Annotated in this window: 21 protein-coding genes, 2 tRNA genes and 1 rRNA gene; 6 read left to right on the top strand and 18 right to left on the bottom strand. The window is 53.3% G+C overall.

Going from position 1 to position 21,279, the window contains the following annotated elements:
• Positions 1-66 precede the first annotated feature (66 nt).
• On the bottom strand, positions 67-150 hold the full coding sequence (locus F4V61_RS22530; RefSeq protein ID WP_226998804.1) for a rho operon leader peptide: 84 nt from the start codon (positions 148-150) through the stop codon (positions 67-69).
• Positions 151-397: 247 nt separating this feature from the next.
• Complete coding sequence (trxA, locus tag F4V61_RS19195; protein WP_001280776.1) at positions 398-727, bottom strand: thioredoxin TrxA; 330 nt, start codon at positions 725-727, stop codon at positions 398-400.
• 143 nt (positions 728-870) lie between these two features.
• Here trxA and rhlB point away from each other — a divergent pair, with 143 nt between their 5' ends.
• Positions 871-2,136, top strand: coding sequence for an ATP-dependent RNA helicase RhlB (gene rhlB, locus F4V61_RS19200; RefSeq protein ID WP_000047529.1), 1,266 nt, complete (start codon positions 871-873; stop codon positions 2,134-2,136).
• Positions 2,137-2,147: 11 nt separating this feature from the next.
• Positions 2,148-3,632, top strand: a complete 1,485-nt coding sequence (gene gppA, locus F4V61_RS19205; RefSeq protein WP_038397336.1) for a guanosine-5'-triphosphate,3'-diphosphate diphosphatase — start codon at positions 2,148-2,150, stop codon at positions 3,630-3,632.
• A gap of 15 nt (positions 3,633-3,647) precedes the next feature.
• On the opposite strand, the gene rep is transcribed toward gppA, so the two are convergent.
• The 4 genes from rep to F4V61_RS19225 all read right to left on the bottom strand — a co-directional run bounded on the left by rep (position 3,648) and on the right by F4V61_RS19225 (position 7,973).
• Positions 3,648-5,672: a DNA helicase Rep gene (rep, locus tag F4V61_RS19210; RefSeq protein WP_038397337.1), complete on the bottom strand. Its 2,025-nt coding sequence runs from the start codon at positions 5,670-5,672 to the stop codon at positions 3,648-3,650.
• A gap of 99 nt (positions 5,673-5,771) precedes the next feature.
• Positions 5,772-6,500, bottom strand: a complete 729-nt coding sequence (gene pnuC, locus F4V61_RS19215) for a nicotinamide riboside transporter PnuC (protein ID WP_038397338.1) — start codon at positions 6,498-6,500, stop codon at positions 5,772-5,774.
• Positions 6,500-7,243 carry a nucleoside phosphorylase gene (locus tag F4V61_RS19220; RefSeq protein ID WP_001182424.1) on the bottom strand — a complete coding sequence of 248 codons (744 nt, stop codon included), beginning with the start codon at positions 7,241-7,243 and terminating at the stop codon, positions 6,500-6,502. The genes pnuC and F4V61_RS19220 overlap by 1 nt, the downstream gene beginning before the upstream one ends.
• 28 nt (positions 7,244-7,271) lie before the next feature.
• Positions 7,272-7,973 (bottom strand): Crp/Fnr family transcriptional regulator, encoded by a 702-nt coding sequence (locus F4V61_RS19225; RefSeq protein WP_001024337.1) that lies wholly within the window; start codon positions 7,971-7,973, stop codon positions 7,272-7,274.
• A 193-nt stretch (positions 7,974-8,166) separates the two neighbouring features.
• On the opposite strand from F4V61_RS19225, the gene ppiC reads away from it, so the two are divergent.
• Positions 8,167-8,448: a peptidylprolyl isomerase PpiC gene (gene ppiC, locus F4V61_RS19230; protein WP_001140255.1), complete on the top strand. Its 282-nt coding sequence runs from the start codon at positions 8,167-8,169 to the stop codon at positions 8,446-8,448.
• Positions 8,449-8,502: 54 nt separating this feature from the next.
• Here the strand turns inward: ppiC and ilvC are convergent, their stop codons facing one another.
• The gene (gene ilvC, locus F4V61_RS19235; protein ID WP_058346010.1) at positions 8,503-9,978 is read right to left on the bottom strand and encodes a ketol-acid reductoisomerase; all 1,476 of its coding nucleotides are present in this window, start codon (positions 9,976-9,978) and stop codon (positions 8,503-8,505) included.
• A gap of 156 nt (positions 9,979-10,134) precedes the next feature.
• Between ilvC and ilvY the strand changes: the two genes are divergently transcribed.
• Complete coding sequence (ilvY, locus tag F4V61_RS19240; RefSeq protein WP_038397883.1) at positions 10,135-11,025, top strand: HTH-type transcriptional activator IlvY; 891 nt, start codon at positions 10,135-10,137, stop codon at positions 11,023-11,025.
• An 81-nt stretch (positions 11,026-11,106) separates the two neighbouring features.
• On the opposite strand, the gene ilvA is transcribed toward ilvY, so the two are convergent.
• The 7 genes from ilvA to ilvL form a co-directional block, all read right to left on the bottom strand.
• Positions 11,107-12,651: a threonine ammonia-lyase, biosynthetic gene (gene ilvA, locus F4V61_RS19245; protein ID WP_038397884.1), complete on the bottom strand. Its 1,545-nt coding sequence runs from the start codon at positions 12,649-12,651 to the stop codon at positions 11,107-11,109.
• On the bottom strand, positions 12,651-14,504 hold the full coding sequence (gene ilvD / locus F4V61_RS19250; protein ID WP_079828678.1) for a dihydroxy-acid dehydratase: 1,854 nt from the start codon (positions 14,502-14,504) through the stop codon (positions 12,651-12,653). The genes ilvA and ilvD overlap by 1 nt, the downstream gene beginning before the upstream one ends.
• A 64-nt stretch (positions 14,505-14,568) precedes the next feature.
• The gene (gene ilvE, locus F4V61_RS19255; RefSeq protein WP_079828679.1) at positions 14,569-15,501 is read right to left on the bottom strand and encodes a branched-chain-amino-acid transaminase; all 933 of its coding nucleotides are present in this window, start codon (positions 15,499-15,501) and stop codon (positions 14,569-14,571) included.
• 17 nt (positions 15,502-15,518) lie between these two features.
• The gene (gene ilvM, locus F4V61_RS19260; RefSeq protein WP_000983260.1) at positions 15,519-15,782 is read right to left on the bottom strand and encodes an acetolactate synthase 2 small subunit; all 264 of its coding nucleotides are present in this window, start codon (positions 15,780-15,782) and stop codon (positions 15,519-15,521) included.
• Positions 15,779-17,425 carry an acetolactate synthase 2 catalytic subunit gene (gene ilvG, locus F4V61_RS19265; protein WP_079828680.1) on the bottom strand — a complete coding sequence of 549 codons (1,647 nt, stop codon included), beginning with the start codon at positions 17,423-17,425 and terminating at the stop codon, positions 15,779-15,781. Before ilvG ends, ilvM begins: the two co-directional genes overlap by 4 nt.
• Before the next feature lie 2 nt (positions 17,426-17,427).
• On the bottom strand, positions 17,428-17,478 hold the full coding sequence (gene ilvX / locus F4V61_RS22180) for a peptide IlvX (protein ID WP_192930503.1): 51 nt from the start codon (positions 17,476-17,478) through the stop codon (positions 17,428-17,430).
• Positions 17,479-17,564: 86 nt separating this feature from the next.
• Entirely contained in the window at positions 17,565-17,663 is a 99-nt protein-coding gene (gene ilvL, locus F4V61_RS19270; protein WP_001311244.1) for an ilv operon leader peptide, read from the bottom strand.
• Positions 17,664-18,013: 350 nt separating this feature from the next.
• On the opposite strand from ilvL, the gene F4V61_RS19275 reads away from it, so the two are divergent.
• Positions 18,014-19,534 carry a YifB family Mg chelatase-like AAA ATPase gene (locus F4V61_RS19275; RefSeq protein WP_000058941.1) on the top strand — a complete coding sequence of 507 codons (1,521 nt, stop codon included), beginning with the start codon at positions 18,014-18,016 and terminating at the stop codon, positions 19,532-19,534.
• A gap of 24 nt (positions 19,535-19,558) precedes the next feature.
• Here F4V61_RS19275 and maoP read toward each other — a convergent pair whose 3' ends face one another.
• A complete protein-coding gene (gene maoP, locus F4V61_RS19280; protein ID WP_000840996.1) occupies positions 19,559-19,897 on the bottom strand; it encodes a macrodomain Ori organization protein MaoP in 339 nt (112 codons plus the stop codon).
• Between the two features lie 106 nt (positions 19,898-20,003).
• Here maoP and hdfR point away from each other — a divergent pair, with 106 nt between their 5' ends.
• Positions 20,004-20,852 carry an HTH-type transcriptional regulator HdfR gene (gene hdfR / locus F4V61_RS19285; RefSeq protein ID WP_012210769.1) on the top strand — a complete coding sequence of 283 codons (849 nt, stop codon included), beginning with the start codon at positions 20,004-20,006 and terminating at the stop codon, positions 20,850-20,852.
• A gap of 92 nt (positions 20,853-20,944) precedes the next feature.
• Here the strand turns inward: hdfR and F4V61_RS19290 are convergent.
• The 3 genes from F4V61_RS19290 to rrf all read right to left on the bottom strand — a co-directional run bounded on the left by F4V61_RS19290 (position 20,945) and on the right by rrf (position 21,274).
• Positions 20,945-21,020: transfer RNA gene (locus F4V61_RS19290), tRNA-Trp, on the bottom strand.
• An 8-nt stretch (positions 21,021-21,028) separates the two neighbouring features.
• Positions 21,029-21,105: transfer RNA gene (locus F4V61_RS19295), tRNA-Asp, on the bottom strand.
• Between the two features lie 53 nt (positions 21,106-21,158).
• Positions 21,159-21,274: ribosomal RNA gene (gene rrf, locus F4V61_RS19300) — 5S ribosomal RNA — on the bottom strand.
• Between the last annotated feature and the right edge of the window lie 5 nt (positions 21,275-21,279).

The following is a 21,279-nucleotide window of genomic DNA, read 5'->3' on the forward strand; positions in this document are numbered from 1 at the left end:
TGGGGTAAATCTCGAACTTAATGTTGTGAATGGTATGGCAGGGTCATCCATGCCTGTTTACGGCTATCAACTCATGTCTGTTCGCTGTCTGGCCACAGGAAAGTACGCAGAACTGAAACGACAAGACGGAATGAGCGAAGAGCCAGGAATCTTTCCACTTCTCGTGCGAGAAAAAACGGGAAGTGACGGATAAAACCAGATTCAAACTTAATAAGGTATGTTTAATTCGAAGTCAATACTAACTTAGCACGACTCAGACCGGGCGTCCAGAGATCCTGACAATTTAAGAATAACGTAAGGACAACGGACGCCACGAAACTGCCTGATACCTTAATCATTCGTCGAATGACGGACGCCCGACCGTACAGCGCCTTTGTCATTCGATGTATAAAAGGTATTACGCCAGATTGGCGTCGAGAAACTCTTTCAACTGTCCTTTAGACAATGCGCCGACTTTGGTTGCCGCCACTTCGCCGTTTTTAAACAGCAGCAGAGTCGGAATACCGCGAATGCCATATTTAGGCGCAGTACCAGGGTTCTGGTCAATGTTCAGTTTAGCAACGGTCAGTTTGCCCTGATATTCGTCAGCGATTTCATCCAGAATCGGAGCGATCATTTTACACGGCCCGCACCACTCTGCCCAAAAATCAACGAGGATAGCCCCGTCCGCTTTAAGTACATCCGTGTCAAAACTGTCGTCAGTCAGGTGAATAATTTTATCGCTCATATATAACTCCACAGGAATAAGCCTGGCGTGTTGGTGTAGCATTAACCAACGAGGTGCTGACGTTAACTTCGCCAACAAAGGTTGACTTTATTTCACCGGATACGCTTTCGTAAAGCAATAGTAAGCTGATATTCTACCACACTATGAGCAAAACACATTTAACAGAACAGAAGTTTTCCGACTTCGCCCTGCACCCACAGGTGGTTGAAGCCCTTGAAAAAAAAGGGTTTTATAATTGTACGCCCATTCAGGCACTGGCCCTTCCGCTAACGCTGGCGGGTCGTGACGTTGCAGGGCAGGCGCAAACCGGAACCGGGAAAACGATGGCGTTTCTGACGTCTACGTTTCATTATTTACTTTCTCATCCCGCGATCGACGATCGCAAGGTGAATCAGCCACGCGCGCTGATCATGGCGCCGACGCGTGAGTTAGCCGTACAAATTCACGCCGACGCGGAACCGTTGGCGCAAGTGACAGGTTTAAAATTGGGTCTGGCTTACGGCGGCGATGGTTACGATAAACAGCTCAAAGTCCTGGAAAGCGGCGTAGATATTCTTATCGGTACGACGGGTCGACTGATCGACTACGCCAAACAAAATCACATTAACCTCGGCGCCATTCAGGTCGTCGTGCTCGATGAAGCCGATCGCATGTACGATTTGGGCTTTATTAAAGATATCCGCTGGCTGTTCCGTCGTATGCCGCCGGCTGCGCAGCGTCTGAATATGTTGTTTTCCGCTACCCTGTCTTACCGGGTTCGCGAACTGGCGTTTGAACAGATGAACAACGCTGAATATGTTGAAGTGGAACCGGAGCAAAAAACCGGCCACCGGATTAAAGAAGAGCTCTTCTATCCTTCTAATGAAGAGAAAATGCGTTTACTGCAAACGCTGATTGAAGAAGAGTGGCCGGATCGCGCCATTATTTTCGCCAACACGAAGCATCGTTGCGAAGATATCTGGGGACATCTGGCGGCAGACGGCCACCGTGTTGGCCTGCTAACTGGCGACGTCGCGCAGAAGAAGCGCCTGCGGATTCTGGATGAGTTCACCCGCGGCGATCTTGATATTCTTGTGGCGACCGACGTCGCGGCGCGCGGGCTGCATATCCCCGCCGTAACGCACGTCTTTAACTACGATCTGCCAGACGATTGTGAAGACTATGTTCACCGTATCGGTCGTACCGGTCGCGCTGGCGCCAGCGGACACTCTATCAGTCTGGCTTGCGAAGAGTATGCGCTGAATTTGCCCGCCATCGAGAGCTATATCGGCCACTCGATTCCGGTCAGCAAATATAATCCAGAGGCGCTCATGACCGATCTGCCCAAGCCGCTGCGCCTGACGCGCTCGCGCCCCGGCAATGGCCCGCGCCGCGCTGGCGCTCCGCGTAATCGTCGTCGTTCAGGTTAAGAAAGAAAGTCATGCTAAATTCTACCTCGTTGTATGCAGCCATTGATCTCGGTTCCAATAGTTTTCATATGCTGGTGGTACGCGAGGTAGCAGGAAGCATCCAGACGCTGACCCGAATTAAACGCAAGGTGCGTCTGGCCGCCGGTCTGAGCAGCGACAACCAACTTTCAGCCGAAGCAATGGAACGCGGCTGGCAATGTCTGCGGCTGTTCGCTGAGCGTTTGCAGGATATTCCGCAACCGCAAATCCGCGTGGTTGCCACCGCGACATTGCGTCTCGCCGTCAATGCTGGTGAATTTATCGCGAAAGCGCAGACCATCCTCGGTTGCCCGGTGCAGGTTATCAGCGGCGAAGAAGAGGCGCGGCTGATTTATCAGGGGGTCGCTCATACCACCGGCGGCGCAGAGCAGCGGCTGGTGGTGGATATCGGCGGCGCCAGTACTGAACTGGTTACCGGCACTGGCGCGCAAACGACGTCGCTGTTTAGCCTGTCGATGGGCTGCGTAACGTGGCTTGAACACTATTTTAGCGATCGTAATCTGGCGCAAGAAAACTTTGATGACGCAGAGAAGGCCGCGCGCGATGTGCTGCGCCCGGTTGCCGACAAACTGCGTTTTCACGGCTGGAAAGTCTGCGTGGGTGCCTCCGGCACCGTGCAGGCATTGCAGGAAATCATGATGGCGCAGGGGATGGATGAGCGCATTACGCTCGCCAAGCTTCAGCAGCTAAAACAACGCGCGATACAGTGTGGGCGTCTGGAAGAACTGGAAATCGAAGGCCTGACGCTTGAACGCGCTCTGGTTTTCCCAAGCGGGCTGGCGATTCTGATCGCTATTTTCACTGAACTGAATATTCAGTGTATGACTCTTGCAGGCGGCGCGTTACGCGAAGGGCTGGTGTACGGGATGCTGCACCTGACGGTGGATCAGGATATCTGCAGCCGCACGCTGCGAAACATTCAGCGTCGGTTTATCATCGATACGGATCAGGCGAATCGCGTGGCGAAGCTGGCGGGCAACTTCCTCAAACAGGTAGAAAATGCATGGCATATTGAACCTATCAGCCGTGAACTGTTGCTTAGCGCCTGCCAGTTGCACGAGATCGGTCTGAGCGTTGATTTTAAACAGGCGCCATATCATGCAGCCTATTTAGTGCGCCATTTGGATCTGCCTGGCTATACGCCTGCACAAAAAAAGTTACTCGCCACCCTCTTACTGAATCAGACTAACCCGGTCGATCTCTCTTCGCTTCATCAGCAAAACGCGGTACCGCCCCGTGTTGCGGAACAGCTATGCCGTTTGCTGCGACTGGCGATTCTCTTTGCCGGTCGCCGTCGTGACGATCTGGTACCAGAAATTACGCTACAGGCACAGAATGAAAATCTGACGTTGACCTTGCCTGACGGCTGGTTGGCGCATCACCCGCTGGGTAAAGAGTTAATTGATCAGGAAAGCCAGTGGCAAAGCTATGTACACTGGCCGCTGGACATACGGTAACGCTGTTTTTTTGCGCTACGATTTCGCTCGCTTTGCCGCCATCATGGCTTTCAGATTCGCCAGGTGACTTTGCCCTTTTTGCATTCGTTCCTCAGCGCTTACCACTTTGCGCTCCTGCTCCCAGATTAAATCATCCTGCGGCAGTTCTAACAGGAAGCGGCTGGGTTCCGGGCGCACCAGTTCCCCATACTGACGGCGCTCTTTACATAATGTAAAGGTGAGCTCTTTCTGCGCGCGAGTGATCCCGACATAGGCCAGCCGACGCTCTTCCTCAATATTATCTTCGTCAATGCTGCTTTGATGCGGCAAAAATCCTTCTTCCATTCCCACCATATAGACATACGGGAATTCCAGTCCTTTCGACGCATGAAGCGTCATCAACTGTACCTGATCGAGCTCTTCTTCACTCTCGCCGCGCTCCATCATATCGCGCAGCGTAAAACGTGTAACCACCTGAGTCAGCGTCATCGGCTCATTGAGTTCGTTGCCTTCCAGCATTTCGGTCATCCAGCTAAAGAGTTGGTTAACGTTTTTCATACGCATTTCCGCCGCTTTGGGACTCGGCGAGGTTTCGTACAACCAGGATTCATAGTCAATACCGTGGATGAGATCGCGCACGGCGGCGATGGGCTCGCGTTCGGCCAGGCGCTGGATTTCTCCCAGCCAGTGGGTAAAACGCGTCAATGAATCGTAACCGCGCCCGGTCAGCGTCTGGCTAAGCCCCATATCAAAGCTGGCGGTAAACAGGCTTTTGTTGCGGGTCATCGCCCATTCCCCCAGCTTTTGCAGCGTGGCCGAACCGATTTCGCGTTTTGGCGTATTCACGATGCGCAGGAACGCGCTGTCATCATCCGGGTTGGTCAACACCCGCAGGTAGGCCAGCAGATCTTTAATCTCCGGGCGGGAGAAGAACGACGTGCCGCCAGAAATTTTGTACGGAATGCGGTTCTGCATGAGGAATTTTTCAAACACCCGTGACTGGTGGTTACCGCGATACAGAATGGCGTAATCCTTGTACTGGGTCTTGTTCACAAAGTGATGGGCAATCAGTTCGCCGGTAACACGCTCAGCTTCATGCTCTTCATTGTTTGCGCTTAACACTTTGAGTTCCGCGCCGTAACCGAGTTCGGAAAAGAGGCGTTTTTCAAACACGTGCGGGTTATTGGCGATGAGGATGTTCGCCGCCTTCAGGATACGTCCCGAAGAACGATAGTTTTGCTCCAGCTTAATCACCTGCAGCGCCGGAAAATCCTGGCTCAGTAACACCAGGTTTTGCGGACGCGCCCCGCGCCAGGAGTAGATAGATTGATCGTCATCGCCTACTACCGTAAAGCGCGCGCGTTGCCCGACCAGCAGCTTAACCAACTCATACTGGCTGGTGTTAGTATCCTGATATTCATCCACCAGCAGATAACGAATTTTATTCTGCCAGCGCTCGCGCACCTCGTCATTGCGTTGCAGCAGCAGCGTCGGCAGCAAAATCAAATCATCAAAATCGAGAACGTTACATGCCTTCATATGGGCGTCATAAAGCCCGTAGCAGTGGGCAAAAATACGATCGCGTTCGCCTTTCGCCCCGGCCGCTGCCTGCGTCGGCGTTTTCAGATCGTTTTTCCAGTTGGAGATCGTCGAGATCAACTGTTGCAGCACAACCTTGTCATCGTCGATAAGACCTTCGGTCAACTCTTTAAGCAGCGCCACCTGGTCGGTATCGTCAAACAATGAAAAGTTCGATTTCATCCCCAGCGCAGCGTATTCGCGCTTAATAATATCCAGCCCTAGCGTATGAAAGGTAGAGATCATCAAACCGCGCGCTTCCTTACGGCCGAGCGTCTGCCCGACGCGTTCTTTCATTTCGCGCGCTGCTTTATTGGTAAACGTCACCGCCGCAATATGCCGGGCCTGATAGCCGCATCCGCGGATCAGATGGGCGATTTTATTGGTAATCACGCGAGTTTTACCAGAACCCGCTCCTGCCAGCACCAGGCAGGGTCCGGTGACAAATTCGACAGCGTGTTGTTGGCCGGGATTTAAACGCATGGGAATAGTGCTCAATCTTCGAACGGGGGAGGGATTGTAGCAGAAAGCGAGACTCAGAGAAGACCAGGCTGCTTTTCAGGGCAGCCTGGAAAAGGTAAATCAGCAGGCGTTGGCGGCAAGCGGCGTATAGCCGTTACGCTGCGCGCTCTTAATCCAACTGTAAGAGCCCATCAGCGCGATAGCCGTCAGGAGAACGTACTCAAGCGACATCGCGTAAACGCCCTGCACTGCGTAAATCACGACGCTAATTACATCAATAATTACCCACAGCAACCAGTTTTCCACATACTTCCGTGTCATGAGGAGCATGGCCGCAATCGACAATACCAGCATGGTGGAATCCCAGAACGGGAACGCATCCGGCTGGAGTTCAGGCATAGCCACCTGAATGCCTACCGTTTGCAGCAGGGCGAGCATAACGCGGGTCAACATGGCGAATACCGGATCGATAAACCACGTCATCAGCAGAATGGCGATAATACATACGCCCCCCAGTACCCATGTTTGTTGGCGAGAAAGCCAGCGTACTTTCAGAGCGGCTTCCTGGGCGTCATTCTGCCGGCTCCACGCGTACCAGCCGTAAATATTCGCCGCAAAGAAAAACACCTGAAGCAGCAGGCTGGCGTACAGTTGAATCTGGAAAAAGATGGCGGCAAACAGAGTAACGTTAATCAAGCCAAACAGGTAATTAATGATTTTTTCCCGACTGGCGCACCAGATACACAATAAACCGAAGATGGTGCCGATAGCCTCAATCCACGACAGCGCATACCCGCCTTCACCGAGAGGAATGTTGACCATCACATTGTTAATACTGAAAAAGTCCATCACTGCTCTCCTTGCAAGCTATCGAAATAAATGGCCTGAAGCGCCAAAGAAATCTGGCGTTCTTCGCCTTGCTGGCACAATGTTTCCTGCTGAACATAACTATTAATGCTGCTCTCCAGACAGCCATTATGCGCGACAACCACGTTCAGCAACGACGCTGTACGGAGTCCACGTAGCGCCCCCACCACCATCAGCGCGGCGGTTTCCATATCCGCGCCGAGAACCCCCCTGGCCGACCATTCGGCATCCAGTTCAGCTTCGCGATCGGTATAAAAACTGTCATGGCTGCGCACCAGCCCGCAAACGGCAGAGATGTTCATCTGTTTCGCCTGCTGTATCAGCGTGGCGGTAAGATACGGGTCCGCACAGGCCGGATAACTGGCGGGCGCATAGGTTTTGCTGGCGCCGTCGTCAGCCACCGCGCCGTGGGCGATGATCACATCGCCCAACGCCAGCGAGTCCTGCAACGCGCCGCAACTACCGATACGGATTAGCGTGTTGACGCCAATCTGGCGCAGCTCCTCAATAGCGATGGCAGTTGATGGTCCGCCAATTCCCGTGGAGAGCACCACTATTTCAACGCCCTGATACCAGCCGCGCGCCGCGCGAAACTCCCGGTTTTGCCCTATAACTTCAGCATTATCAAGAAAGCGGGCGATTCTATCCACCCGTCCGGGATCGCCGGGCAAAAGCGCATATCTCGCGCGGGTCAAGCTTGTGTTAAGTCGAATATGGGGCTGCATCTCCCGTCTCCTTACTGTCCTGCGAGGTTCAGATTTCCGCCTCCTGTTTGAGTTTTTCAGGAGCCAGTAAAATGATCCGCTCACCGTCGGTATCGATAATGTTCAGCGATTTCAGATCGTGCAGTATCCGGTTGATACTGCGCGTCGTCGCCGCAAATTCCTGACCAAGATTCTGCTTATCAAGCAAAATAGTGGTTGATTCATATTGTTGATAACGCAGCCATAATGCCTGGCATACGCGCTGATGTAGCGAGTACAAATTGTCGCTGCTGGCCTTTTTCGACAACTGGTAATACTGTTGGCTGAAAAACCGCAGCATCCGCTGGTTAAAATAGTTATCCAGCGTCAGCCAGCGGCAAAAATGCGCTTGCGGCAGGCTGAGTAGCTGTACATTGCCGACGGCCACGACAGAACAGATGTAATGCCGCGACTCAAATATCTCCAGCTCGCCCAACATGTCGCCTTTGCCATAACGCGCCTGCCGGTAACGGCGTCCATCTTCAGCCTCGTAAAAAACATCCGCTTCGCCGGCGACGATGAGCGAAAATTGCTGGCATATTTCCCCCTGGCGGCAGATAAGCGCGCCGCGAGAGATATCCTCAAATCGCCAGCACTGCATGATTTCCAGCGGACAATATTTAAGTAATTCATAGAGCACAGGGTCGCGTATGACCTGACGTAGCCCTAAAAGCCAGTCGTCCGGAAATTCTGCGTTTTTCATTATGTTCATGGTATCTCGCCCCTTGTCAGAAAGGACAGGACCTCCGTCCCGCCCCCCCGAAATTCGCCCGGTAAAAATGCCGCTTATCTCTCGGTTCGTTAAATCAGGCGGGACATCTGTCCTGTGATGGCGAAGAGTATATGTCTGACGGCCTAAGGAGTGATAAAGTGACGGCCAATCTTTACGATGTGAGAACAAAATAATGGCAAAAACGGCTGCAGCACTACATATTCTTGTAAAAGAAGAGAAACTGGCTTTAGATCTTCTGGAACAAATTAAAAACGGCGGCGATTTTGAGAAGCTGGCGAAGAAGCATTCTATCTGCCCTTCCGGTAAAAAAGGCGGTCATTTAGGTGAATTCCGTCAGGGTCAGATGGTTCCGGCATTCGATAAAGTGGTCTTCTCCTGCCCGGTACTGGAGCCGACCGGCCCGTTGCACACCCAGTTCGGTTATCACATCATCAAGGTGCTGTACCGTAACTAATAAAAAGCCCGGAGTGTTCCAACTCCGGGCTTTTTTTGCCGGTTGGCGTTACGCTTATCCGGCAACCGCAATACGTTTCATATCGGTCATGTAGCCGCGCAGTTTCTGGCCCACTTTCTCGATAGCGTGACTGCGAATCGCGTCGTTCACATCGCGCAGTTGCGCGTTATCGACCGCGCCTTCGGCAATCGCTTTCCCCAGATCGCCCGGCTGCAATTCCGCCATAAATGATTTTAACAACGGGACGCAAGCGTAAGAGAACAGGTAGTTACCGTATTCTGCGGTATCGGAGATCACCACGTTCATTTCGTACAGACGTTTACGCGCGATGGTGTTGGCGATCAGCGGCAGTTCATGCAGTGATTCGTAGTAAGCAGACTCTTCGATAATGCCGGAATCGACCATGGTTTCAAACGCCAGTTCAACGCCCGCTTTCACCATCGCGATCATCAGCACGCCTTTATCGAAGTACTCTTGTTCGCCGATTTTACCTTCATATTGCGGTGCGGTTTCGAACGCGGTTTTACCGGTCTCTTCACGCCAGGTTAGCAGTTTCTTATCGTCGTTGGCCCAGTCCGCCATCATGCCGGAGGAGAATTCACCGGAAATGATGTCGTCCATATGTTTCTGGAACAGCGGCGCCATGATCGCTTTCAGTTGTTCGGACAGCGCGTAAGCACGCAGTTTCGCCGGATTGGACAGACGGTCCATCATCAGGGTGATCCCGCCCTGCTTCAGCGCTTCGGTGATAGTTTCCCAGCCAAACTGAATCAGTTTTTCCGCATAAGCCGGATCGGTACCTTCTTCCACCAGCTTGTCGAAGCACAGCAGAGAACCGGCCTGCAACATACCGCACAGGATAGTTTGCTCGCCCATCAGGTCAGATTTCACTTCCGCCACGAAGGAAGACTCCAGCACGCCCGCACGATGACCGCCGGTCGCCGCAGCCCAAGCTTTGGCGATAGCCATGCCTTCGCCTTTCGGGTCGTTTTCCGGGTGAACGGCGATCAGCGTCGGTACGCCGAAACCACGTTTGTACTCTTCACGCACTTCGGTACCCGGACATTTCGGCGCCACCATAACTACGGTGATATCTTTACGGATCTGCTCACCCACCTCGACGATGTTGAAGCCGTGAGAGTAGCCCAGCGCCGCGCCGTCTTTCATCAGCGGTTGTACAGAACGCACCACGTCGGAGTGCTGTTTGTCCGGCGTCAGGTTAATCACTAAGTCCGCCTGCGGGATCAGCTCCTCGTAGGTCCCCACTTTGAAGCCGTTTTCGGTCGCTTTACGCCAGGAAGCGCGCTTCTCGGCAATCGCTTCTTTACGCAGGGCGTAGGAGATATCCAGACCGGAGTCGCGCATGTTCAGGCCCTGGTTCAGTCCCTGTGCGCCACAGCCGACGATGACCACTTTTTTACCCTGAAGGTAGCTTGCGCCGTCGGCGAATTCGTCGCGGCCCATAAAGCGACATTTGCCCAACTGTGCCAACTGTTGGCGCAGATTCAGTGTATTAAAATAGTTAGCCATGGTGGTGTACTCCGTGAGGTTGTGTTGTCGTGCTTATTATTCGGTTCGCTTTTGCGAGAATGAACCCACATTACAACAGGAAACTTATTGCGGAAATTGATATATTCACAACATTATGTTGCGGTTTATGCAACGCCAAAAACCGGAGGTCTGTCTGTGGATTTACGCGACCTGAAAACCTTTCTGCATCTGGCGGAAAGCCGCCATTTTGGCCGCAGCGCGCGGGCGATGCATGTCAGCCCTTCCACACTTTCCCGCCAGATTCAGCGTCTGGAAGAGGACCTCGGCCAGCCGCTGTTTGTGCGCGATAACCGCACGGTAACGCTCACCGAAGCAGGCGAAGAGCTACGCGTGTTTGCCCAGCAGACGCTGTTACAGTACCAACAACTGCGCCACACACTCGATCAGCAGGGGCCATCACTTTCCGGCGAACTGCATATTTTCTGCTCGGTGACCGCCGCCTACAGCCACCTGCCGCCGATTCTCGACCGTTTTCGCGCCGAACATCCGTCGGTGGAGATTAAGCTCACCACCGGCGACGCTGCCGATGCGATGGACAAAGTGGTCACCGGCGAAGCCGATCTGGCGATTGCCGGTAAGCCTGAAACGCTGCCCGGCGCGGTGGCGTTTTCGATGCTGGAAAATCTGGCAGTAGTATTGATCGCACCGGCGTTGCCTTGCCCGGTGCGTAATCAGGTTTCGATGGACAAACCAGACTGGTCGACGGTGCCGTTTATCATGGCCGACCAGGGTCCGGTACGCCGCCGCATTGAGCTGTGGTTCCGCCGTCACAAAATCAGTAATCCCTCAATATACGCGACCGTGGGCGGCCATGAGGCGATGGTGTCAATGGTCGCATTAGGCTGCGGCGTGGCTTTAATTCCGGAGGTTGTACTGGAAAATAGCCCGGAACCGGTACGTAATCGCGTGATGATTTTAGAACGCAGCGATGAGAAAACGCCGTTTGAACTGGGCGTGTGCGCACAAAAAAAGCGGCTGCATGAACCGCTGATTGATGCGTTCTGGAACTTACTGCCTGGCCACTAATGCCGGATGGCGGCGTAAACGCCTTATCCGGCCTACGAGACGTGTAGGCCGGATAAGCGAAGCGCGATCACGCTCCTTCCCTTAGCCCGCAAGAAAGAACCGAAACGCCGGATTGTTACTCTCATCGTGGCATTCGTAGCCCAGTTCATGCAGCCGGGTTTCGAAATCCGGCTCATGATCGCCCAGTTCGAACGCCGCCAGCACGCGGCCATAGTCGGTGCCGTGGCTGCGATAGTGGAACAGGGAAATATTCCAGTGCGTACCCAGCGTGTGCAGGAACTTCAGTAGCGCGCCGGGCGATTCCGGAAACTCGAAGCTGAACAAACGCTCCTGTAACGGCTTGGAGGGACGTCCGCCGACCATATAGCGCACATGCAGCTTTGCCATTTCATCGTCGGAGAGATCCACCACGCTATAACCACCGTCGCGCAGTTGGGTGAGGATCTCTTTTCGCTCCTCCAGCCCCTGACTGACGCGTACACCGACAAAAATACAGGCATTTTTAGCGTCGGCAAAACGGTAGTTAAATTCTGTGACCATACGCCCGCCAAGCAATTGGCAGAATTTGAGGAAACTGCCCTTTTCTTCCGGAATGGTCACCGCCAGTAACGCTTCGCGCTGTTCCCCCAGCTCGCAGCGTTCAGACACATAGCGCAGGCCATGGAAGTTGACGTTGGCGCCGGAAAGTATGTGCGCCAGACGTTCGCCGCGAATATTGTGCTGGGCGATATATTTTTTCATCCCCGCCAGCGCCAGCGCGCCAGACGGCTCCGCCACCGCGCGCACATCTTCAAACAGATCTTTCATTGCCGCGCAGATAGCGTCGCTATCCACGGTAACAATATCATCAAGGTATTCCTGACACAGCCGGAACGTTTCGTCGCCGATGCGTTTTACCGCCACGCCTTCAGCAAACAACCCAACGCGCGGGAGATCCACTGGATGACCGGCTTCAAACGCCGCTTTCAGGCAGGCGGAATCTTCCGCTTCGACGGCAATAACTTTGATTTGCGGCATCAATTGTTTGATCAGTACCGCTACGCCCGCCGCCAGACCGCCGCCGCCAACCGGCACAAAGACACGATCGAGATGCGAATCCTGCTGAAGCAGCTCCAGCGCCAGCGTGCCCTGCCCGGCGATCACCATTGGGTGATCAAACGGCGGCACCCAGATAAAACCCTGCTGCTGCGCCAGTTCAATAGCTTTCGCTTTCGCTTCATCAAAATTAGCGCCGTGCAACAGCACTTCGCCGCCAAAACCGCGTACCGCATCAACTTTAATATCTGCCGTTGCTTTTGGCATGACGATCAGAGACTTAACACCAAGCCGCGCGGAGGAGAACGCCACGCCCTGTGCATGGTTCCCCGCCGACGCGGTAATCACGCCGTGGGCTTTTTGTTCTTCGGTCAATCCGGCCATCATCGCGTAAGCGCCGCGCAACTTAAAGCTATGTACCGGCTGCCGGTCTTCGCGTTTGACGAGAATAACGTTGTCCAGACGTGACGAGAGCTTTTCCATTTTTTGCAGCGGCGTCACCTGCGCCGCTTCGTATACTGGCGCGCGTAGCACCGCGCGCAGATACTCCGCCCCTTCCGGCGCGGCTGACAGAGGTTGAGATTCCGCCATCATAAACCTCCCAGTTTCGATTTATCGCGCACCGCGCCTTTATCGGCGCTGGTCGCCAGGCTGGCGTAGGCACGCAGGGCAAACGAAACCTGACGCTGACGATCTTTCGGCGTCCAGGCTTTATCACCGCGAGCCTCCTGCGCCTCGCGGCGTGCGGCGATTTCAGCCTCGCTCAACTGCAACTGAATGCTGCGGTTCGGGATATCAATCGCAATGGTGTCGCCATCTTCAATCAGCGCAATAGTGCCGCCGCTGGCCGCTTCCGGCGAGACGTGACCGATGGAAAGACCCGAAGTACCGCCGGAGAAACGCCCATCGGTGATGAGCGCGCAGGCTTTGCCCAGCCCCATCGACTTCAGGAAGCTGGTCGGATAGAGCATTTCCTGCATTCCCGGCCCGCCTTTCGGCCCTTCGTAGCGGATCACGACCACGTCGCCCTCCACTACTTTGCCGCCGAGAATCGCCTCTACCGCGTCGTCCTGGCTTTCATATACTTTTGCCGGGCCGGTGAATTTAAGGATACTGTCATCCACACCTGCGGTTTTCACAATACAGCCGTTTTCGGCGAAGTTGCCATACAACACCGCCAGACCGCCATCTTTGCTATAGGCATGTTCCAGCGAGCGAATGCAGCCTTCAGCGCGATCGTCATCCAGCGAGTCCCAGCAACACGCTTGTGAAAACGCCTGAGTAGTGCGAATGCCCGCTGGACCTGCGCGGAACATCTGCTTAACTGTTTCATCTTTGGTGACCATGATATCGTACTGTTCCAGGGTTTGCGGCAGCGTCAGGCCCAATACGTTTTTCACGTCGCGATGAACAAGACCGGCCCGGTCCAGTTCACCCAAAATCCCCAACACGCCCCCCGCGCGATGGACATCTTCCATATGGTATTTCTGCGTGCTCGGCGCTACTTTGCATAACTGCGGGACTTTGCGGGAAAGCTTATCGATATCGCTCATTGTAAAGTCGATTTCCGCTTCTTGCGCCGCCGCCAGCAGATGCAGAACGGTATTAGTCGACCCGCCCATCGCGATATCCAGCGTCATGGCGTTTTCAAACGCCGCTTTATTAGCAATGTTCCGCGGCAGCGCGCTTTCGTCACCCTGCTCGTAATAGCGTTTAGTCAGTTCAACAATCCGCTTACCGGCATTGAGGAACAACTGCTTACGTTCAGCGTGGGTCGCCAGCAGCGAGCCGTTGCCCGGCTGCGATAGGCCCAGCGCTTCGGTCAGGCAGTTCATGGAGTTAGCGGTAAACATTCCTGAACATGATCCGCAAGTCGGACACGCGGAGCGCTCCACCTGATTGCTCTGTGAATCGGAAACTTTCGGATCGGCGCCCTGGATCATCGCGTCCACCAGATCGAGCTTGATAATCTGATCAGACAGTTTGGTTTTACCGGCTTCCATCGGCCCGCCGGAGACAAAGATCACCGGGATGTTCAGGCGCAGCGAAGCCATTAGCATTCCTGGGGTGATTTTATCGCAGTTGGAGATACAGACCATCGCGTCGGCGCAGTGAGCATTCACCATGTATTCAACCGAGTCAGCAATCAATTCACGCGATGGCAGTGAATAAAGCATGCCCCCATGACCCATCGCGATGCCGTCATCCACCGCAATCGTGTTGAACTCTTTGGCGACCCCGCCTGCGGCTTCAATCTGTTCAGCCACCAGCTTGCCCAGATCGCGCAGGTGTACGTGACCCGGCACAAACTGGGTGAAAGAGTTGACCACCGCAATAATCGGTTTGCCGAAATCGGCGTCGGTCATTCCGGTAGCGCGCCACAGCGCGCGGGCACCCGCCATATTGCGGCCATGAGTGGTGGTGGCGGAACGGTACATAGGCATGCTTTATTTACTCCCCGTGTCTGTCTTTTTAATGGGACGATGCGTGCCGCCCCATTTATTTGATTTATTTTGGATTTACCTGATCTAACCAACCCCATTTATCTTCGGTTTCTCCGGTGAAGAGACCAAAGAAGGCTTGCTGAATACGCTTAGTAACAGGGCCGCAGCGACCTGCGCCCACCTGGATGCCATCAACGCTGCGTACCGGAGTAATCTCTGCCGCTGTTCCGGACATAAACACTTCGTCGGCCAGATACAGCGATTCGCGGGACAACACCTGCTCGCGCACTTCAATACCCAGTTCCTTCGCCAGTTTGATGATCGCGTCGCGAGTAATGCCTGGCAGCGCGGAAGAGGTAAACGGCGGAGTAAACAGCACGCCATCTTTTACTTCAAACAAGTTTTCGCCTGCGCCTTCGGAGATATAACCGTTTACATCCAGCGCGATGCCTTCCTGATAGCCGTGACGACGCGCTTCGCTACCCACCAGCAGGGATGAGAGATAATTACCACCCGCTTTGGCAGCGGTCGGAATGGTGTTCGGCGCTGCGCGATTCCAGGAAGAAACCATCGCATCGATCCCCTGATCCAGCGCTTCGGCGCCCAGGTATGCCCCCCACGGAAACGCGGCGATGATGACGTCAGTGGTGTATCCCGGAGGCGGGTTAACGCCCATACCGACATCCCCCACAAACACCAATGGGCGGATATAAGCGCTGGTCAGATTATTTTTACGAATCACGGCGCGACAGGCTTCCATTAGCTCATCAATACTCTGGGAAACCGGGAAACGATAAATTTTGGCTGAATCATGCAAACGCTGCATATGTTCACGATGACGGAACACCACCGGGCCTTTGTGAGAGTCGTAGCAACGAATCCCTTCAAATACCGACGTACCGTAGTGCAGCGCGTGAGACATTACGTGAACCTTCGCGTCTTCCCAGCGCACCATCTCGCCATTGAACCAAATGTAATCAGCTTTTTTCGTCGTCATTTTTCTTCCTTTTGCGCTCAGGCGCGGATTTGTTGTGATGTGGCAGCGCTCTGGCAGATCGCGACATGCGCAACATCTACCAGTTTACTTAACTGACTAAACAGTAAGTCGACCGACCGGGGACTGGCAACGGTCAATTCAATATTTATATTCTGCGCATCGGTCGCGGCTTCCATATTCATAGAGCACACCTGAAAACCACGATGGCGCACCACGCGTAAAACACGTTCTAAGGTTTCTGGATTAAAGCGCGCCGATACATTGACCTGATGTTGCATCATGATAATTTCTCCAGCATTTCAGAGTTACTGGCGCCAGGCGGCACCAACGGCCAGACATTTTCAAGTTCGTCGATTGAGACGTGAAGCAGGTACGGGCCTTCGCTTGCCAACATAGTGTCGAGTGCCGCTTCAACCTGGTCTTTACGGGTAATATGCTGGCCTGGAATGCCGAAGGCGCTGGCCAACATGAGAAAATCGGGGTTATCGGTCAAGGTGGTTTCGCTATATCGTTCCTGGAAAAAGAGTTGCTGCCATTGTCGAACCATTCCTAACCGCTGGTTGTCGAGTAAGACTATCTTCAACGGTAACTGCTTGCGTTTCACGGTGCCCAACTCCTGAACATTCATCATGAAGGAGCCGTCACCGGAGATACAGATAACGGTATCATTTGGTCGCGCTACCTGTGCGCCAACGGCCGCCGGCAAGCCGAATCCCATCGTACCCAAGCCGCTGGAAGTAATGAAATTCTCCGGGCGGCTGTAAGTCATATGCTGGGCTGACCACATCTGATGCTGCCCCACATCCGTCGTCACCACACTGTCTGCGGGTTTGCGTTCCGACAATTGCTTCAACAACAACGGCGCATAGATAGCCTCGCCAGGATGGTCATAGCGCCAGGCGTGCTCGGAACGCATTGCAGCGTTATGCCGCCGCCACTCATCGATAGCTAACGGTTGCTGTAACGCAGGCAACAGCGTATTCAGATCGCCCTGTAACGCGACATGCGCCTGACGTAATTTGTTGAGTTCGGCTGGGTCAATATCTAAATGAATCACACTGGCGTTCGGCGCAAACGTATTCAGCTTACCGGTCACCCGGTCATCAAAACGCGCACCGACGGCGATCAGCAGATCGCACTGCTGCACCGCGTAATTTGCGGCTTTAGCGCCGTGCATTCCCAACATTCCCATATAGTACGGATAATCGGCTTCAACAGCGCCCAGTCCTTTCAGCGTACAGGTAACCGGCATTTGCGTTAAGGCGATAAACTCACGCAGCGCCGGAACCGCCTGCGCCATACCGACGCCGCCGCCGACATACAATATCGGCTTCTGTGCCTGCGACAACATGGTACGCGCCTTCTCAACGGCGGCCTGAGGGAACATCGCTTCGTTAGTAACGGTAGTGAAATATGGTTCCAGCGCTCCGCTGGCTAACTGGATATCTTTAGGGATATCCACCAGAACGGGTCCGGGACGGCCAGCGTTGGCGACTTCAAAAGCCTCTGCCATGATACGAGGCAGCTCTGCCAGCGACTGCACCAGAAAGCTGTGTTTGGTACAGGCCAGCGACAGCCCTAACACATCCACCTCCTGGAACGCATCGGTGCCGATGAACGGGGCGGAAACCTGACCCGTGATCGCGACGACGGGTACCGAATCTAACAACGCATCCGCCAGGCCAGTGATCAGGTTAGTGGCGCCAGGGCCGGAGGTAGCGATACAAACACCGGTTTTACCAGTAGAACGGGCATAACCGATCGCAGCCATCACCGCGCCCTGCTCATGACGGCACAACAGATGCTCCACACCACCGTCATACAACGCATCATAAACCGGCATAATTGCGCCGCCAGGATAACCAAATACGGTTTTCACCCCCTGCGCTCGCAAAGCATGTACCACCCACTGTGCCCCGTTCATAGTTACATCCCCGTCGTAAATCTGGAGAAACAGAATTTTATGCTGTTATTCACGTTCTGCTCCTCGCTTAAGTTTTTCAGGCCAAAAAAAACCCCCGGACCTTTCGGTGCGGGGGGCTTAGTTCGTTAAGGCTTGATCTCTAAGCCTTTCCTCGTCCAAGTGCAGCCCCGCACGGTGGGATAATAATCACCACCACGCTAATCACGACCAGGCTAATCACTCGTAGAAGGGCTGTCATTTTTGTCTATTCTTGCATCTTGTTCGAAGGAATACCTAAAGAGTTACCATAGGTTTCGCCAATAGCACAAGATATTTTTTTAACCCCATTTCAGATAGTGCCGATGAATAACTAAAATTCCTTTGTTTTTTATAAGAAAAATCAGCAACTGAAAATTTTTCACTTTTTTTTCCTCTTTTAGCGCACGTTACCCTCTGTTTTCCTTATTTCCCCTTCTGCGAACATTCTTCCAGATTGATGTTTATTACCTGAAAATGACGCCAAAATTCAGGAACCAACCACTAAAAAGCAGAAAATCAGCAATTCAATTTTCCCTTTTATTCCTCATAATCTATGCACCAGGAGGAATTATGTCACTGTCGATTGTTCATACCCGCGCCGCACTTGGCGTTAATGCGCCGCCTATCACCATAGAAGTGCATATCAGTAATGGGTTACCGGGATTAACCATGGTAGGCCTACCGGAAACCACGGTAAAAGAAGCGCGCGACCGGGTACGCAGTGCAATCATTAATAGCGGATATGAATTTCCGGCTAAAAAGATAACCATTAACCTTGCTCCAGCCGATCTGCCGAAAGAAGGCGGAAGGTATGACCTGCCTATTGCGGTTGCGCTTCTGGCCGCGTCTGAGCAGCTTACAGCGTCAAATCTTGAGGCATATGAGCTGGTAGGCGAGTTAGCGCTTACAGGCGCATTACGTGGCGTTCCTGGCGCAATATCAAGCGCAACTGAAGCCATCAGGGCCGGCAGAAATATTATCGTCGCAACAGAGAACGCCGCAGAGGTTGGGCTTATCAGCAGAGAAGGATGTTTTATCGCCGATCATCTACAAACCGTCTGCGCCTTTCTGGAAGGGAAACATGCCCTTGAAAGACCTTTAGCCCAGGATATGGTATCGCCTATCACAACGGCCGATCTTAGCGATGTTATCGGTCAGGAGCAGGGTAAGCGCGGCCTGGAGATTACAGCGGCAGGTGGACATAATCTGTTATTGATCGGCCCGCCGGGTACGGGTAAAACCATGCTGGCCAGTCGACTGAGCGGGATTCTTCCACCATTAAGCAATGAAGAGGCGTTGGAAAGCGCCGCGATTCTCAGTCTGGTTAATGCGGATACGGTACAAAAACGATGGCAGCAGCGTCCCTTTCGCTCACCTCATCATAGCGCCTCACTGACTGCTATGGTCGGCGGCGGCGCAATACCCGCACCGGGAGAGATATCGTTGGCGCACAACGGAATTTTGTTCCTTGATGAATTGCCTGAATTTGAGCGACGCACACTGGATGCGCTACGTGAACCTATAGAATCCGGTCAAATTCATTTATCCCGTACCAGAGCGAAAATAACGTACCCTGCCAGGTTCCAGTTAATCGCCGCAATGAATCCCAGCCCGACCGGACATTATCAGGGAAATCATAATCGCTGCACGCCAGAACAGACACTACGTTACCTCAGTAAGCTGTCAGGCCCGTTTCTTGATCGTTTCGACCTTTCGCTTGAGATACCGCTTCCTCCGCCCGGGATTCTCAGCCAACACGCCTCAAAGGGTGAGAACAGCGCTACGGTAAAAAAGCGGGTTATCGCTGCCCAGGAACGACAGTACCGACGCCAGAAGAAGTTAAACGCACGCCTGGAAGGTAGCGAGATCCAAAAATACTGTGTTTTGCATCATGATGACGCCCGCTGGCTTGAAGACACGCTGGTGCATCTTGGATTATCCATTCGCGCCTGGCAACGCTTACTAAAAGTGGCCAGAACCATTGCCGACATAGAACAGGCTGACGAGATCTCGCGTCAGCATTTGCAGGAGGCGGTAAGCTATCGGGCGATAGACAGGTTGTTAATTCATTTACAAAAGCTGTTGGCGTAAAAAAAGGGCATTACGCCCTTTTTATTAATCGTCAGCTTCGGTGTAGTCTTCTGCGCCTTCAACTTGCGGCTTACCGCCAGACAAGGTGTGGAAGCGTTTTGGACGCTTGATGCGCGTCATATACTTGGACCAGACGCGTTCTGCATCCGTTACCGGCTCGCGTTCACCGCGACATACCGCTACAAACAGCTTCTCTTCTTCAGTCACTGGCTCACGCTTGCCAAGATCCAGATCATTAAAGGCATGACCATGACGCTCAAGCAGTTGTGCCTCTTTAATCGTGAAATCACCGTGACGAGAGAATCCACGTGGATAATGTTTATTGTCAAAATATCGATTAGTCGTCGTAAAGCTTTCCGCCATCCTGCACGCTCCTAATTCTTTGTCTGAGCTATTTATGGCGCGGAGTATTAGTTACGCTTGACAGAGTGTAAAACAAAACATTTAAATCATAACGACAAATAATTTTGTGGAGAGCACAGTGGATACGGAATTGTTAAAAACTTTCCTGGAAGTTAGCCGGACACGCCATTTCGGTCGGGCCGCAGAAGCACTTTACCTGACGCAATCCGCGGTGAGCTTCCGTATCAGGCAACTGGAGAATCAGCTAGGCGTAAACCTTTTTACGCGGCACAGAAACAATATCCGTTTAACCGCGGCTGGCGAAAAACTTTTACCGTATGCGGAAACGCTGATGAATACGTGGCAGGCGGCACGTAAAGAGGTGGCGCATACCTCACGCCATAACGAGTTTTCCATCGGCGCCAGCGCGTCTTTATGGGAGTGTATGCTTAACGACTGGCTGGGTCGACTGTACCAACGACAGGAACCGCAAAACGGCCTGCAATTCGAAGCCAGAATCGCTCAACGGCAATCGCTTGTGAAGCAACTCCATGAACGCCAGCTTGACCTCCTCATTACCACCGAAGCACCCAAAATGGATGAGTTCAGCAGTGAACTGTTAGGACACTTCACTTTGGCGTTATATTGCAGCAGCCCTGCCCGTATGAAATCAGAACTCAATTATCTGCGGCTGGAGTGGGGACCAGACTTCCAACAGCATGAAGCTGGATTGATCGCAGCAGATGAAGTGCCGGTATTAACAACCAGCTCAGCCGAGCTCGCCCGACAGCAACTTAACGCATTGAATGGCTGTAGCTGGCTTCCAGTAAACTGGGCAAACGAAAAGGGCGGACTACATACCGTTGCCGACAGCGCAACGCTTTCACGACCGTTGTATGCTATTTGGCTGCAAAACAGCGATAAATATTCGCTTATCTGCGATCTATTAAAAACGGATGTTCTTGATAGGCAATGAAAATGAGCAGGAGAAAAAGAAAGGGAGTTACGATTACCTGACCAGGTAATTTTAGGCAAAAAAAATCCTTAGCATCTGCTAAGGATTATTTCTGGCAGGGGCGGAGAGACTCGAACTCCCAACACCCGGTTTTGGAGACCGGTGCTCTACCAATTGAACTACGCCCCTAATTAGGGTGGCGGAACGGACGGGACTCGAACCCGCGACCCCCTGCGTGACAGGCAGGTATTCTAACCAACTGAACTACCGCTCCACCGAATTCTTTTACAACTACCGGAATTATCCCGGTCTACTGCTTAATTTGATGCCTGGCAGTTCCCTACTCTCGCATGGGGAGACCCCACACTACCATCGGCGCTACGGCGTTTCACTTCTGAGTTCGGCATGGGGTCAGGTGGGACCACCGCGCTAGTGCCGCCAGGCAAAT

Origin of the sequence: Salmonella enterica subsp. arizonae (assembly GCF_008692845.1) — a bacterium.
Taxonomy (GTDB): Bacteria; Pseudomonadota; Gammaproteobacteria; order Enterobacterales; family Enterobacteriaceae; genus Salmonella; species Salmonella arizonae.